14 protein-coding genes are annotated in these 14601 nt (G+C 70.2%); 3 read left to right on the forward strand and 11 right to left on the reverse strand.

Going from position 1 to position 14601, the window contains the following annotated elements; all coding sequences use genetic code 11:
* Nucleotides 1-47: 47 nt before the first annotated feature.
* Both ftsH and rlmE read right to left on the reverse strand, forming a co-directional pair.
* Entirely contained in the window at nucleotides 48-1940 is a 1893-nt protein-coding gene (ftsH, locus tag EDC34_RS10915; RefSeq protein WP_114960868.1) for an ATP-dependent zinc metalloprotease FtsH, read from the reverse strand.
* Between the two features lie 25 nt (nucleotides 1941-1965).
* A complete protein-coding gene (gene rlmE / locus EDC34_RS10920; protein WP_114960867.1) occupies nucleotides 1966-2628 on the reverse strand; it encodes a 23S rRNA (uridine(2552)-2'-O)-methyltransferase RlmE in 663 nt (220 codons plus the stop codon).
* Nucleotides 2629-2699: 71 nt separating this feature from the next.
* Here rlmE and yhbY point away from each other — a divergent pair, with 71 nt between their 5' ends.
* Both yhbY and EDC34_RS10930 read left to right on the forward strand, forming a co-directional pair.
* Entirely contained in the window at nucleotides 2700-3005 is a 306-nt protein-coding gene (gene yhbY / locus EDC34_RS10925) for a ribosome assembly RNA-binding protein YhbY (RefSeq protein ID WP_114960866.1), read from the forward strand.
* A 3-nt stretch (nucleotides 3006-3008) separates the two neighbouring features.
* Nucleotides 3009-3380: an Mth938-like domain-containing protein gene (locus EDC34_RS10930; protein WP_114960865.1), complete on the forward strand. Its 372-nt coding sequence runs from the start codon at nucleotides 3009-3011 to the stop codon at nucleotides 3378-3380.
* 93 nt (nucleotides 3381-3473) lie between these two features.
* Here EDC34_RS10930 and recO read toward each other — a convergent pair whose 3' ends face one another.
* The 9 genes from recO to rpoE all read right to left on the reverse strand — a co-directional run bounded on the left by recO (nucleotide 3474) and on the right by rpoE (nucleotide 12326).
* A complete protein-coding gene (gene recO / locus EDC34_RS10935; RefSeq protein WP_114960864.1) occupies nucleotides 3474-4217 on the reverse strand; it encodes a DNA repair protein RecO in 744 nt (247 codons plus the stop codon).
* A 60-nt stretch (nucleotides 4218-4277) separates the two neighbouring features.
* Nucleotides 4278-5201, reverse strand: a complete 924-nt coding sequence (gene era, locus EDC34_RS10940; RefSeq protein ID WP_114960863.1) for a GTPase Era — start codon at nucleotides 5199-5201, stop codon at nucleotides 4278-4280.
* The gene (gene rnc / locus EDC34_RS10945; RefSeq protein ID WP_240311125.1) at nucleotides 5198-5851 is read right to left on the reverse strand and encodes a ribonuclease III; all 654 of its coding nucleotides are present in this window, start codon (nucleotides 5849-5851) and stop codon (nucleotides 5198-5200) included. The genes era and rnc overlap by 4 nt, the downstream gene beginning before the upstream one ends.
* A 10-nt stretch (nucleotides 5852-5861) precedes the next feature.
* On the reverse strand, nucleotides 5862-6245 hold the full coding sequence (locus EDC34_RS10950; protein ID WP_114960861.1) for a DUF4845 domain-containing protein: 384 nt from the start codon (nucleotides 6243-6245) through the stop codon (nucleotides 5862-5864).
* 100 nt (nucleotides 6246-6345) lie between these two features.
* Complete coding sequence (gene lepB, locus EDC34_RS10955; RefSeq protein WP_114960892.1) at nucleotides 6346-7131, reverse strand: signal peptidase I; 786 nt, start codon at nucleotides 7129-7131, stop codon at nucleotides 6346-6348.
* 145 nt (nucleotides 7132-7276) lie between these two features.
* On the reverse strand, nucleotides 7277-9085 hold the full coding sequence (gene lepA / locus EDC34_RS10960) for a translation elongation factor 4 (protein WP_114960860.1): 1809 nt from the start codon (nucleotides 9083-9085) through the stop codon (nucleotides 7277-7279).
* Nucleotides 9086-9223: 138 nt separating this feature from the next.
* On the reverse strand, nucleotides 9224-10783 hold the full coding sequence (locus EDC34_RS10965) for a DegQ family serine endoprotease (RefSeq protein WP_114960859.1): 1560 nt from the start codon (nucleotides 10781-10783) through the stop codon (nucleotides 9224-9226).
* 92 nt (nucleotides 10784-10875) lie between these two features.
* Nucleotides 10876-11703, reverse strand: a complete 828-nt coding sequence (locus EDC34_RS10970) for a sigma-E factor negative regulatory protein (RefSeq protein ID WP_162797716.1) — start codon at nucleotides 11701-11703, stop codon at nucleotides 10876-10878.
* A gap of 17 nt (nucleotides 11704-11720) precedes the next feature.
* Nucleotides 11721-12326: an RNA polymerase sigma factor RpoE gene (gene rpoE / locus EDC34_RS10975; RefSeq protein ID WP_240311124.1), complete on the reverse strand. Its 606-nt coding sequence runs from the start codon at nucleotides 12324-12326 to the stop codon at nucleotides 11721-11723.
* 178 nt (nucleotides 12327-12504) lie between these two features.
* On the opposite strand from rpoE, the gene EDC34_RS10980 reads away from it, so the two are divergent.
* Nucleotides 12505-14580, forward strand: a complete 2076-nt coding sequence (locus EDC34_RS10980; RefSeq protein ID WP_114960891.1) for a 3-hydroxyacyl-CoA dehydrogenase NAD-binding domain-containing protein — start codon at nucleotides 12505-12507, stop codon at nucleotides 14578-14580.
* The last annotated feature ends 21 nt before the right edge of the window (nucleotides 14581-14601 follow it).

The raw sequence follows: 14601 nt of genomic DNA on the forward strand, positions 1-14601 counted from the left end.
GGCCAGAGCGGACTCTGGCCTTTCCGTGGCGTTCCGGCAAGCGGCGGTCAGGTCTGCGGCGCCGGCTCCACCGTCACCGGGCGGCCGGCGGCGGAATCGTCGTTGCCGTCCTTGCGCGGCTTCTCCACCCAGCCCGGCGGCGGCTTGGGCGTGCGGCCCTCCATGATCGCCTTGACCTGCTCGGCGTCGATCGTCTCCCATTCCAGCAGGGCGGCGGTCATGGCTTCCACGATCTCGCGCTTGCTCTCCAGGATCGCGCGCGCGACCGCGTACTGCTGGTCGAGGATGCGCCGGATCTCGGCGTCCACCTTCTGCTGGGTGGCCTCGGAGATGGTCTTGTTGTGCAGGCCGTAGCCGCCCTCGTCATCGGCGTACACCATGATGCCGAGCGCATCGGACATGCCGTAGCGGGTCACCATGTCGCGCACCATCTTGGTCGCGCGCTCGAAGTCGTTGGAGGCGCCGGTGGACACCTGGCCCACGAACAGCTCCTCGGCGATGCGGCCGCCGAACAGGATCGCGATCTCCTCCAGCATGCGGTCCTTGTACTTGCTCAGCGCATCGTGCTCGGGCAGCTGCCAGGTGACGCCCAGCGCCCAGCCGCGCGGCATGATCGTGACCTTGTGCACCGGGTCGGCCTTGGGCAGCGACATCGCCACCACCGCGTGGCCGGACTCGTGGTACGCGGTGGCGCGGCGCTCCTCTTCGCGCATCACCATGCTGCGGCGCTCGGGGCCCATGTAGATCTTGTCCTTGGCGTCCTCGAAGTCGCGCATGTCCACCTGCTGCTTGCTGCGGCGGGCGGCGAACAGGGCGGCCTCGTTGACCAGGTTGGCGAGGTCGGCGCCGGAGAACCCGGGGGTGCCGCGCGCCAGCACGTCGGCGCGCACGTCGTCGGCCAGCGGCACGCGGCGCATGTGCACCTTCAGGATCTGCTCGCGGCCCTTGATGTCGGGCAGGCCCACCATCACCTGGCGGTCGAAGCGGCCGGGACGCAGCAGCGCCTTGTCCAGCACGTCGGGGCGGTTGGTGGCGGCAATGACGATGACGCCCTCGCCGCCCTCGAAGCCGTCCATCTCCACCAGCATCTGGTTGAGCGTCTGCTCGCGCTCGTCGTGGCCGCCACCCATGCCGGAACCGCGGTGGCGGCCGACCGCGTCGATCTCGTCGATGAAGATGATGCACGGGGCGTGCTTCTTGGCCTGCTCGAACATGTCGCGCACGCGGCTGGCGCCGACGCCGACGAACATCTCCACGAAGTCGGAGCCGGAGATGCTGAAGAACGGCACCTTGGCCTCGCCGGCGATGGCCTTGGCCAGCAGGGTCTTGCCGGTGCCGGGCGGGCCGACCATCAGCACGCCGCGCGGGATCTTGCCGCCCAGCTTGGTGAAGCGCGAGGGGTCGCGCAGGAACTCGACCAGCTCGCCCACTTCCTCCTTGGCTTCGTCGCAGCCGGCGACGTCGGCGAAGGTCACCTTCACCTGGTCGTCGGACAGCAGCTTGGCGCGCGAACGGCCGAACGACATGGCGCCCTTGCCGCCACCGCCGCCCTGCATCTGCCGCATCATGAACAGCCAGAAGCCGATGATCAGCAGCACCGGCAGGAAGTTCAGCACCAGCGACCAGAACGAGATGCCGGACTCCGGCGGCGCCTGGTTGATCTCGACCTTGTGCTGGATGAGGTCGTTGATGAGGTCCTTGTCGCGCACCGGCGCGGTGGTGGTGCCTTTCTCGCCGTTGCTGCGGGTGAAGGTAATGGTGCGCTCGTTGCTGGCGATATCGACCTTGCTGATGCGGTCGTTCTCGACATCCTGCACGAACTGCGAATACATCACTTCCTGCGGACCACCGGCCAGCCTGGGCGAGAAGCTCTGGAACACCACCATCAGCACGGCGGCCACCACCACCCAGAGCAGCAGGTTCTTCGCGAGATCGTTCATGGTGTCCTCTGGCCTTCCTTCCGCATCACTTCATCTGCGCCAGCTTGCCGGTGGCCAGCGCGTACACCTCGGGCGAGCGCCTGCGCGACGCCGCCGGTTTGCGGATCACCACCTTGGCATAGCGCCGCCGCAGCTCCCGCAGGTAATCGTCCGAACCCGTTCCCTGGAACAGCTTGATCAGGAACGTACCACCGGTGCGGAGCTGGCCGTCGGCGAACTCCATGGCCAACTCGGCCAGGTGCATCGCGCGCGGCTGGTCCACCGCCTCCACCCCGCTTTTATTGGGGGCCATGTCGGACAACACAAGGTCCACCGCATCGCCGCCCAGCAGGGCCAGCAACTGCGATAGGACGGCATCGTCCCTGAAGTCACCGTGAAGGAACTCGACCCCGGCCAGCGCCGGCATCTCCAGGATGTCGCTGGCGATCACCCGGCCGCGGCGGGCACCGGGCGGCAGGGCCTGCTCCAGGCGGTCCAGCTCCTGGCGCACCCACTGCGACCAGCCGCCGGGCGCGGCGCCGAGGTCCACCACCACCATTCCCGGCTTGAGCAGGCGGTCGCGCTCGGCCAGCTCCTCCAGCTTGTAGGCCGCCCGCGAGCGCATGCCCTCGGCCTGCGCCTTCTTCACGAAGGGGTCGGAAAAATGCTCTTTGAGCCAGCGCTGGCTGGATTTGCTGCGGGTGGCCATGGCCGCCGACGGCGCGGGGGAAGGTGCCGCATGATACCCTGCACGCCCCTGATTATCCGCCCGCGTGCCGCATGCCGATTGCCCTGACCAATGCCCAGATCCGTTTCCTGCGCGGGCAGGCGCACGACCTGAGGGCGATGCTGCAGGTCGGCGGCAAGGGCATCCGCGACGCGCTGGTGGCGGAAGTCGGGCTGGCGCTGGAGCACCACGAGCTGATCAAGGTCAAGGTCACCGGCGAGGACCGCGACGCGCGCGACGCCATGATCGCCGACCTGGTCGCGCGCACCGACGCGGTGCTGGTGCAGCGGATCGGGCATACCGCGGTGCTGTACCGGCCGTCCAAGGAGAAGCGGCAGATCGTGCTGCCGCGCGCCTGAGCCATGCAGCTGAACCTGGAACGCCCGGACTACCAGTATTTCCTGCGCGGGGCCGATGGCAGCGCCGCGTTGGTCAACGGGCGCCGGCTGCAGGCCAGCTTCGTGATCGCCCCGGAGGCGCTCGTCGAGGACTGGCCGGTGCGCGATGCCCGCGCGCTGGTGCCGGCCGACCTCGACCCGATCCTTGCCCTGGCCCCGGAACTGGTGGTGCTGGGCACCGGCGCCACCCAGGTGTTCCCGCCGCCGGCGGTGCTGGCCGCCTGCCTGCAGCGCGGGATCGGGCTGGAAGTCATGAGCAACGCCGCCGCCGCGCGCACCTACTCGGTGCTGGCCGGCGAGGGCCGGCGGGTGGTAGCCGGCTTCCTGTTCGGCTGATCCGATCCGACCCGATCTGACCCAATCCGATCCGGACCGCTCCGGCCGTCCTGCCGCCCCGGCGATTCCACCGCAGCGGCGCGGCCGCTGGCTTCAGGCCTGCGCGGACGCCGGCGCGGCGGCCAGTCGCCCCAGTTCCCCGAGCATGTCCCACGACTTCAGCCCGCGCCCGCCGAGGTGGTGCAGCAGCACCGCGCGCAGCGGCAGGCGCAGGCTGGCCAGGTCTTCCGCTTCGGGCAAGGTGTCGGCCGCCAGCGCCAGCAAGGCCCGGCCGGTGGCGGTATCGCGGCGCTCGCCGGCGCGCTCGCTGCGCAAACGACGCGGCCCTTCCTCGGGATCGAGGCGGTAGCGCGCGGCAGGATCGACCCGCCCCCCCTCGGCATCCAGCGCGAACGCCAGGCCCACGCCCAGCGCCTCCAGCAGGTCGCGCTCGAACCGGCGCAGGGTCCATGCCAGCCCCTCGCCCGCGCGCAGGCGTTCGCGCACCTGCGCATAGGCCGCATGCAGCTCCGGCTGCGGCACGTGGCGCGGGGCCAGCCGCAAGCACAGCTCGTTGACGTAGAACGCCGCCAGGGCTGCATCCCCGTGCAGCAGCGGCGCCGCATCCACCGCCTCGGCCGCCGACAATTGCGCCAGCTCGCCCTTTTGCACGGCATCGAAGCGGATGGACTGCAGCGGCTGCAGCGCCGCCCGCAGCGGCTGCCGCTTCGGCCCCTGCACCCCGCGCGCGACCAGCCCGATCCGGCCGTGGTCCGCGCTCAGCACCTCGACCAGCAGGCTGGTCTCCCGCCACGGGCGGGCGTGCAGGACGAAGGCGGGCTCGGCGGCATAGCGCATGCCGGCATTGTAGGAGCACCGGGCGGGCAGTGACGGGGTGCCGCACGGCACCCGCCGGGATCAGTCGTGGTAGCCCAGCGCGCGCAGCGCGGCTTCGTCGTCGCTCCAGCCCTCGCGCACGCGCACCCAGGTCTGCAGGAACACCTTGGCGCCGAACAGACGCTCCATCTGCTCGCGCGCGCGGGTGCCGATGGCGCGCAGGCGCTCGCCGCCCTTGCCGATCACGATCGCCTTCTGGCCCTCGCGCTCGACCCAGATCACCGCGTCGATGCGGTACATCACCCCGGCCTGCGGCGAGGGTTCCTCTTCGAACTTCTCCACTTCCACGGTAGTGGCATAGGGCAGCTCGGCGCCGAGCTGGCGCATCAGTTGCTCGCGCACCAGCTCGCCGGCGAGGAAGCGCTGGCTCTTGTCGGTGATCTCGTCCTCGCCGAAGGCGGGCTCGCCCTCCGGCACCAGCGCCAGCAGGCTGGCGACCAGCGGCTCCAACCCGCTGCGCTTGAGCGCGGACAGCGGATGCACGGCGGCGAAGGCGCGCCCTTCGGTCACCTTTGCGATGAACGGCAGCAGCGCAGTCTTGTCCTTGAGCTTGTCCACCTGGTTGATCGCCAGCACCACCGGCAGGCCGGCATCGCGCAGGGCGTCGAAGGCCAGGCCGTCCTCGTGGTCCCAGCGGCCGGCCTCGACCACCAGCAGCGCGGCGTCCACGCCCTCCAGCGCCCCGCGCGCGGCGCGATTCATCATCCGGTTCATCGCCTTGCCGGAGCGCTTGCCCTGCTCGCCGTGGATGCCGGGCGTGTCCACCAGCTGCAGCTGGCCACCGGGGAAGGTGGCGATGCCCAGCAGGCGGTGGCGGGTGGTCTGCGGGCGGTTGGAGGTGATGCTGACCTTGGCCCCGACCAGGGCGTTGACCAGGGTGGATTTGCCGACGTTGGGGCGGCCGATCACGGCCACCGCGCCGCTGTGTTGGGGGAGTGCGTTCATGCGTCCTCGATCTGGCTGAGTGCAGCTTCGGCCGCCTGCTGCTCCGCGGCGCGCCGCGAGCTACCCTCGCCCTCGGTGCGCAGCGCCGGCACGGCCAGGGTGCAGCTGACCCGGAACACCCGGGCATGGTCCTCGCCGCCCTCGTGCAGCAGCGCATAGGCCGGCAGCGGGTGCTGGCGCGCCTGCAGCCATTCCTGCAGGCGGGTCTTGGCGTCCTTGCCGACCTTGTTCGGCGGCGGCAGGGCGGCGATCAGCGGCGCAAACCAGGGCAGCACCACCGCGCGGCAGGCCTCGAAGCCGGCATCCAGGTAGATGGCCGCCACCAGCGCCTCCAGCGCGTCGGCCAGGATGGAGTCGCGGCGATGGCCGCCGGTCTTCATCTCGCCCGGCCCGAGCAGCAGCCGCGGGCCGAGCTCCAGGCTACGGGCGATGCCGGCCAGCGCGGACTCGCGCACCAGCTCGGCGCGGGCGCGGGTCAGCGCGCCTTCGTCGGCCTTCGGCCAATGCCGGTACAGCGCCTCGGCGATGAACTGGTTGACCAGCGCATCGCCCAGGAATTCGAGCCGCTCGTTGTTGGGGCTGCCCACGCTGCGGTGGGTCAACGCCTGCGCCAGCAGCTCCGGGGCCGCGAAGGCGTGCCCCGCGAACACCCGCGCTGGCTCAGTTGGCGCTTGCGCCACGCGGCAACACCTGCTCGGCGTGGAACTTGGCGACCACGTCGAGGTTGGCCATCAGCGGCTCGCGCCGCTCGTAGTCCACGACCATCTTCAGGCCGCCGTCGGTCGAATCGAACTTCAGCGCGTCCATCTTCTTGACGTGGTCGGCGTAGCTCATCTCCAGCCGGCGCAGGTACAGCTGCCGGATCTTGTCCTTGGGGGCATTGGCCAGCTCGCTGTCGTTGGCCAGCCCTTTGAGCGCCTGCTTCACCGAGTAGAACTCGATATACATGGGCACGATGGTCATTGCGATGTAGGCGAAGAAGATCACCACGCACAGGGTGATCAGGAAGCCCAACATGGTCATACCGCGCTGCGACTGCTTCATCCCACTCTCCCCTCTTGGTTGAACCGCCTGATGGGTGGAACCGCCCTATTGCCCGATCAATTGCCGGCCGGCAACACCGCTGCCGGCACGCCCGCCATCCTCAGGGAATACGGTGCCCGATGCGGGAACCGTCCACCCAGTGGTCGGCGCTGGTATCGAAGTTCATCCATACCAGCATGGCCTTGCCGCGCAGGTTGGACTCCGGCAGGAACCCCCAGAACCGGCTGTCCTCGCTGTTGCCGCGGTTGTCGCCCATGACGAAATAATGCCCCGGCGGCACCGTCCAGTCACCCTCCGCGACGCTGAACTCGCGCTCCAGCACCGGGTGCGGGCGCCCGGGCAGGTCCTCGGTCAGCAGGGTGTCGCCGGTCTCGCCGATGCCCTGGCCGACGCCGGTGTACACCCCGTCCACCCGGTACGGCAGCACCCGGCCGTTGATGCTCACCTTGTGGTCGTGGTAGCCGATGGTGTCGCCGGGCAGGCCGATCACCCGCTTGATCCAGTCCTCGCGCGGGTGGTGCGGCGGGCGGAACACCACCACGTCGCCGCGCTGCGGCTCGCCGATGGCCAGGAACTTCTGGTTGGTGATCGGCCAGCGCAGGCCGTAGGCGAACTTGTTGACCAGGATGAAATCGCCGATCAGCAGGGTCGGCATCATCGAGCTGGACGGGATCCGGAACGGCTCGGCGACGAAGCTGCGCAGCCCCAGGACCAGCGCCAGGATCGGGAAGAACGACTTGGCATAATCGACCAGCAGCGGGTCCTTGGCTTCCTCCAGCGCGCCCGCCGCGGCCGCACGGCGCTTGGCGAAGAACAGCCTGTCGAGCAGCCAGACCAGGCCGCTGAGCAGGGTCAGGACCACCAGGATCGTCTCGAACCACACCATCATGCGATGTTCTCCATCGGTTTCAGCCCCGCCCCCTCGGGAGAGGGATTGGAAGCGAGGGTTCGGCGCAAGGAGCGGGAGCGCGAAGCGACGCGCCCCTCATCCGCCGGTCGAGCACCTTCCCCCGGGGGAGAAGGAAACGCGACTACTTGTTGTCCACCTGCAGCACGGCGAGGAAGGCTTCCTGCGGGATCTCCACCCGCCCGACCTGCTTCATCCGCTTCTTGCCTTCCTTCTGCTTCTCCAGCAGCTTCTTCTTGCGGGTGGCGTCGCCGCCGTAGCACTTCGCCAGCACGTTCTTGCGCAGCGCCTTGACCGTGGTGCGGGCGATGATCTGGCCGCCGATCGCGGCCTGGATGGCCACGTCGAACATCTGCCGCGGGATCAGGTCCTTCATCTTCTCGCATAGCTCGCGGCCGCGGCGGTCGGCGTGGCTGCGATGGACGATGATGGACAGCGCATCCACCCGGTCGCCGTTGATCAGGGTGTCCACCCGCACGAACGGGCCGGCCTCGAAGCGCAGGAAGTGGTAGTCCAGCGAGGCATAGCCGCGGCTCACTGATTTCAGCTTGTCGAAGAAGTCCAGCACCACCTCGGCCATCGGCAGCTCGTAGCTCACCTGCACATGGCTGGCCATGTAGGTGATGCCGATCTGCACGCCGCGCTTTTCCTCGCACAGCTTGATGATGTTGCCGATGTAGTCCGGCGGGGTGAGGATGTTGGCGCGGATGACCGGCTCGCGGATCTCCTCGATCTGGTTCACCGGCGGCAGCTTGGCCGGGTTGTCGATCGGGACCACGGTGCCGTCGGTCTTGAGCACTTCGTACACCACCGTGGGCGCCGTGGTGATGAGATTGAGGTCGTACTCGCGCTCCAGGCGCTCCTGCACGATCTCCATGTGCAGCATGCCGAGGAAGCCGCAGCGGAAGCCGAAACCCATCGCCTCCGAGCTTTCCGGCTCGAAGCGCAGCGCGGCGTCGTTCAGACGCAGCTTCTCCAGCGCTTCGCGCAGCGCCGGATAGTCCTCGGCATCCACCGGGAACAGGCCGGCGAACACGCGCGGCTGCATCTCCTGGAAACCCGGCAGCGGGCTGGGCGCGGGGTCGCCCGCCAGCGTGAGCGTGTCGCCCACAGGCGCGCCGTGCACGTCCTTGATGCTGGCGGTGATCCAGCCCACCTCGCCGGCCTTCAGGCTGGGCAGCACCTTGCGCTTGGGAGTGAACACGCCGACCGCGTCGACCTGGTGGGTGCGGCCGGTGCTCATCACCAGCATCTTGTCGCCGGGCTTCAGCTCGCCCTGCATCACGCGCACCAGCGAGACCACACCGAGGTAGTTGTCGAACCAGGAATCGATGATCAGCGCCTGCAGCTTGTCGGTGTCGCGCGGCTTCGGCGGCGGAATGCGGTGGACGATGGCTTCCAGCACCTGCTCGACGTTCAGGCCGGTCTTGGCGGAGATGGCCACCGCGTCGGCGGCATCGATGCCGATCACGGCCTCGATCTCCTCCTTCACCTTGTCGATGTCGGCGGTGGGCAGGTCGATCTTGTTCAGCACCGGCACCACTTCCAGCCCCTGCTCCACCGCGGTGTAGCAGTTGGCCACCGACTGCGCCTCCACGCCCTGTGCCGCGTCCACCACCAGCAGCGCGCCCTCGCAGGCGGCCAGCGAGCGGCTGACCTCGTAGCTGAAGTCCACGTGGCCGGGGGTATCGATGAAGTTCAGGAAGTAGGTGTTGCCGTCCTTCGCGGTGTACGGCAGCGACACCGACTGCGCCTTGATGGTGATGCCGCGCTCGCGCTCGATCGGATTGTTGTCGAGCACCTGCGCCTCCATCTCGCGCTCGCTCAGGCCCCCGCACAGCTGGATGATGCGATCGGCGAGGGTGGACTTGCCGTGATCGACATGGGCGATGATGGAGAAGTTGCGGATGAACCGCATCGGGTCGTGCTGCATGGAAACTCTGCGCTGGCGGCGACGGACGCGGGGTGCGGCCGCTCGTGTGACAAGCCGCGCATTATCGCACAGCGCCGCCCGCCTCCCGGCGGGAGGCGGGGGTGCCAGCCGGCCCTGCGCGTCCGCGCCGATGCCGCGTCACTCCGGCTTCGGGTTGACCGCCACGTAGCGGGTGCCGCCGCCGCGACGCACCAGCAGCATCACCGGCTTGTCGGTGCCGGCCGCGCGCAGCTGGGCGTCCAGCGCGGCCGCGCTGCCCACGTCGTTGCGGCCCACCGCCAGTACCACGTCGCCCGGCTGCAGGCCGGCATCGCGGGCGGCATCGCCGGTGATGCGCGCGATCAGCACGCCCTCCTTGCCCTGCAGCCCCAGCCGCTGGCGCTGCTCGGCGGTCAGGTCCTGGCCGACGATGCCCAGCGCGTTGCCTTCCGCGCGCGCCGGGGCCTTGCCGGCGCCGCCCGGCATCCCGCCGGCCGCGGCGGTGGCCTCGTCCAGTGCGTTCAAGGTCGCCACCAGCGTGCGCGGCTTGCCGTCGCGCACCACCTCCAGCGTCACCTTGGTGCCAGGCGCCATCGCGCCAATGATCGGCGGCAGGTCGCTGGAATCGTAGATCGGCTGGCCGTTCACGCTGCGGATCACGTCCTGCCGCAACAGGCCGGCGCGCTCGGCCGGGCTGCCCGGCTCCACCGCGGCCACCAGCGCGCCGCTGGCCTCGGCCAGGCCCAGCGCCCTGGCGGTATCGCGGTCCATCGCCTGCACCTGCACGCCGAGCTGGCCGCGCACCACCTTGCCGGTGGCCTTGAGCTGCTGCACCGCGTTCATCGCCACGTCGATCGGGATCGCGAAGCTCACGCCCATGTAGCCGCCGGAGTTGCTGAAGATCTGCGAGTTGATCCCCACCACCTGGCCGCGGGTGTTCAGCAGCGGGCCGCCGGAATTGCCGCGGTTGATCGCCACGTCGGTCTGGATGAAGGGGACGTAGCGCTGGTCGGCGCCGGGGTTGGCGCGCCCCACGGCGCTGACGATGCCGGCCGTCACCGAATGGTCCAGGCCGAACGGCGAGCCGATCGCCACCACCCACTGCCCGGGCTTGAGCGTGCGCGAATCGCCGATCCGCATCACCGGCAGGCCCTTGGCATCGATCTTGAGCAGGGCCACGTCCGACTGCGGGTCGCTGCCCACCACCTTGGCGGTGAACTCGCGGCGGTCGGACAGCTTCACCGTCACCTTGTCGGCGCCATCGATCACGTGGTGGTTGGTCAGCACGTAGCCGTCGCTGGAGATGATGAAGCCGGTGCCCAGCGACACCCCGCGCGGGCGCATGCCGGGATTGCCGGGCATCCCGGGCATGCCCGGCATCGGGGTCAGGCCGGGGCCGAAGAAGCGGCGGAAGAACTCCGGGATCTGGTCGTCGCCGCCGTCGTCATCGCCGTCCTGCGGCATCTGCTGCAGGCGCCGCGCCTGCGGCTTGCCGCCGATCTCGGCCTGCACGCTCACCACCGCCGGGCCGGTCTCCTCCACCAGGCGGGTGAAGTCCGGCAGGTTGCCGACCAGGTCCGGCGCGGGCGCGGACGGCGCGCTGGCCACCGGGGTTTGCGCGCTGGCGGTGTTCTGGCCGCTGCAGGCACCGACCCCGGCCACGGCCAGGGCGGCCACCAGCAGGGCAGGACGCAGGCGGATCAATCGTTTTGCAGACATGGACGGGGAACTCCTCGTTCGCGTGGATCGGGGGACTATCGGGGGACAGGGCGAAGGCGCGGCGCGCGCCGATGCACGCGCCGGCACGCGACTCAGGGCTGCGCCGGCTCGGCCTGCGGCGGCGTTTGCGCCGGCGGCAGGAAAGTCGGGGCCGGCAGCGCCGGGAACGGGTTGAACGGCGTCGGCGCGGCCTGCACGTGCTCGCCGAAGCCGACCGTCAGGCCACTGTCGCCGCCGTATTGCGGCAGGATCCGGCGCGGCCAGGGACGGCCGCCAACGGTATCAATGGGCGCGGCCGGCAGCGCCTGCGCCAGTTCGATCACCGGCGGCGCGCTCGCCGGCGCGGCGATGGGCAGCGGGTGCGCGCGCTCGCGACGCGCGGCCTGGGTACCGGCCGTCGCGGCGAGGGCCTGGCCGGTGGTGGCCACGGCCGGTACCGGGGTGGCGGCCTTCTCGACAGCCGGCGTGACGGGTGCCGCCGTGGGCGCGACCACGGCCGGCGCGGCCGCGGCGAGCGACGGGGCCGGCGCCGGGGCGGAATCCGGGGCATCCTGCGGCCAGCGCACCACTGCCAGCAGCGCAAGCGCCGCGGCCAGCGCCGCGCCGCCGCCCCAGTACCAGCGCCGGGCGCGCGCGGTCGCCGCGTCCGCAGCCAGCGACGGGCCTTGCAGCGCCGCCGCCACCCGCAGGGCGAAATCCGCCGGCAGGTGGCGCGCCGGGGCCAGGCCGCGCATCACGTCGCTGGCGATGCGCCAGCGCTCCCAGCTGCCGGCCAGTTCGGCATCGTGCTGCAGGCGGCGCAGCAGGAAGCGGGTCTGGTCCTCCGGCAGCATCCCGTCCATCAGCGCGGACAGCTGCTCGCGGCTCGACAGCTGGGTCAGGCCGATGCAGTAGCGGTCGGTGTCGGGAGTGGTCTCCATGGGCTTGTCCGTCGATGTCATGACGCTTTGGAGCGCTTCGGGGTTTGGTCGTGGTCCAGCAGCGGGCGCATGCGCGCATCGATCGCCTCGCGCGCCCGGAAAATGCGCGAACGCACCGTGCCGATCGGGCAGCCCATGCGTTCGGCGATCTCCTCGTAGCTCAGGCCGTCCACCTCGCGCAGGGTGATCGCCTCGCGCAGGTCCTGCGGCAGGGCTTCGACCGCATCCAGCACGGTTTGTTCCAGCTGCTGGCGCATCAACTCGCGCTCGGGGGTGTCGTTGTCGCGCAGGCGCAGGCCGGATTCGAACTGCTCGGCATCGCCGGCATCGATGTCCTCGCCGGGCGGGCGCCGGCCGTGCGCGGCCAGGTGGTTCATCGCGGTGTTCACCGCGATCCGGTGCAGCCAGGTGGAGAACTGGGCATCGCCGCGGAACCCGCCGATCGCGCGGTAGGCGCGGATGAAGGTGTCCTGGGCCACGTCCTGCACCTCGGCCCAGTCGTGCACGTAGCGCGAGATCACCGCGGCGACCCGGTGCTGGTACTTGCGCACCAGCAGGTCGAAGGCGGCCGTATCGCCGCGCTGCACGCGCGCCACCAGGTCCTGATCCAGCGCTTGCGACACCCGATCCTCCGTCATTTGCGCCGCGGCCTCGCTGTTGGCCCGGTGCTTCCGGGCGGTGTGACAGGGGGTGGCCGGGAAAGTTCCGCGGCCCCGCCCGTGGATGAAGGCGATTAGACACGTATTCAAGTCCGTGCGGGCTACGATACCCGCCTTCCCTCCCGATACGGATGGCATGCGCATGGCCGACTCCTCCGCACACGGTTTCGACGGGCTGCGCCTGTCGCACTGGCGCCCGCAGCGCCGCGACGACGGCGTGCTGGTGCTGTACTTCGACCGCGCCGACACCGCGGTCAACGCGTTCTCGCAGGATGCGCTGATCGAACTGGGCAGCGCGCTGGAGCGGATCGCGCTGGATCCGCCGAAGGCGCTGGTGATCGCCTCCGGCAAGGCCGGCGGCTTCATCGCCGGCGCGGACCTGAAGGAATTCCAGGAGTTCGACCGCAAAGGTACCGTCAACGACGCCATCCGCCGCGGGCAGGACACCTTCCAGCGCCTGGCCGAGCTTCCCTGCCCCACCGTCGCCGCCATCCACGGCTTCTGCATGGGCGGCGGTACCGAGCTTGCGCTGGCCTGCCGCTACCGCGTGGCCAGCACCGATGCATCCACCCGCATCGGCCTGCCGGAAGTGCAGCTGGGTATCTTCCCCGGCTGGGGCGGCAGCGCGCGGTTGCCGCGCCTGGTCGGCGCGCCGGCAGCGATGGACATGATGCTGACCGGCCGCGCGCTGGGCGCGAAGGCTGCACGCGCGATCGGGCTGGTGGACGCCCTCGCCGAACCGGCGATACTGGTGGACACCGCCGCCGCGCTGGCGCTGAAAGGAACGACGCGCCCGTTCAAGCAGCGCGCGCTGGGCTGGCTGACCAACACCTTCCCCGCGCGCAAGCTGCTGGCACCGCAGATGCGCAAACAGGTCGCACGCAAGGCGCCCAAGGCGTTCTATCCGGCCCCTTATGCGCTGATCTCGACCTGGGAGCACAGCGGCGGCAAGCCGATCGGCGCGCGCCTGGACGCCGAACGCCGCGCGGTGGTGAAGCTGGCCAGCACCCCGACCGCGCGCAACCTGATCCGCATCTTCTTCCTCACCGAGCGCCTGAAAGCGCTGGGCAAGGGCGAGTCCGGCATCCACCGGGTGCACGTGGTCGGCGCCGGCGTGATGGGCGGCGACATCGCCGCGTTCGCCGCCTACAAGGGCTTTACGGTGACGCTGCAGGACCGCGAGCAGCGCTTCATCGACGCGGCATTGCAGCGCGCGCAAACGCTGTTCGAAAAAAAGGTGAAAGATGCAGGCAAGCGTCCGGCGGTGGCCGCGCGCTTGAAGTCGGATCTCGACGGCGCCGGCATCCCCGAGGCCGACCTCGTGATCGAGGCGATCATCGAAAACCCGGAGGCCAAGCGCGATCTCTACCAGGCCGTCGAACCGCGTATGAAGGCGGACGCGCTGCTGGCCACCAACACCTCGTCGATCCCGCTGGACGAACTGCGCCCGCACATCGCGCGCCCGGCGCAGTTCGCCGGCCTGCATTACTTCAACCCGGTGGCGCAGATGCCGCTGGTGGAGATCATCCGCCACGACGGCATGGCCCCCGAAACCGAGCGCCGCCTGGCCGCGTTCTGCAAGGCGCTGGGCAAGTTCCCGGTGCCGGTGGCCGGCACCCCGGGCTTCCTGGTCAACCGCGTGCTGTTCCCGTACATGCTGGAGGCCGCCACCGCGTATGCGGAAGGCATTCCCGGCCCGGCCATCGACAAGGCGGCCACGCGCTTCGGCATGCCGATGGGGCCGATCGAACTGCTCGACACCGTGGGCCTGGACGTGGCCGCGAGCGTGGGCAAGGAACTGGCGCCCTTCCTCGGCCTGGACGTGCCGGCGGCGCTGGCCACGGTGGAAGCCGGTAAGCGCGGCAAGAAGGACGGCCAGGGCATTTATAAATGGGAGAACGGCAAGGCGGCGAAACCCGACCTTCCGGCCGGCTTCGTGGCGCCGGACGACCTGGAAGACCGCCTGATCCTGCCGCTGCTCAACGAAGCCGTGGCCTGCCTGCACGATGGCGTGGTGAGTGACGCCGACCTGCTGGACGCGGGGGTGATCTTCGGGACCGGCTTCGCGCCGTTCCGCGGCGGCCCGATCCAGCACATCCGCGCGGTCGGCGCCGACGCCCTGCTGGCGCGGCTGGAGGCCCTGCGCACGAAGTACGGCGAGCGCTTCGCCCCGCGCGCGGGCTGGGACAACCCGGTGCTGCGCGAACCGGTGGCCTGAGCACAGGCCACCGCGCCCGCC

Source organism: Thermomonas haemolytica, assembly GCF_004346265.1.
In the GTDB taxonomy this organism is placed as follows: domain Bacteria; phylum Pseudomonadota; class Gammaproteobacteria; order Xanthomonadales; family Xanthomonadaceae; genus Thermomonas; species Thermomonas haemolytica.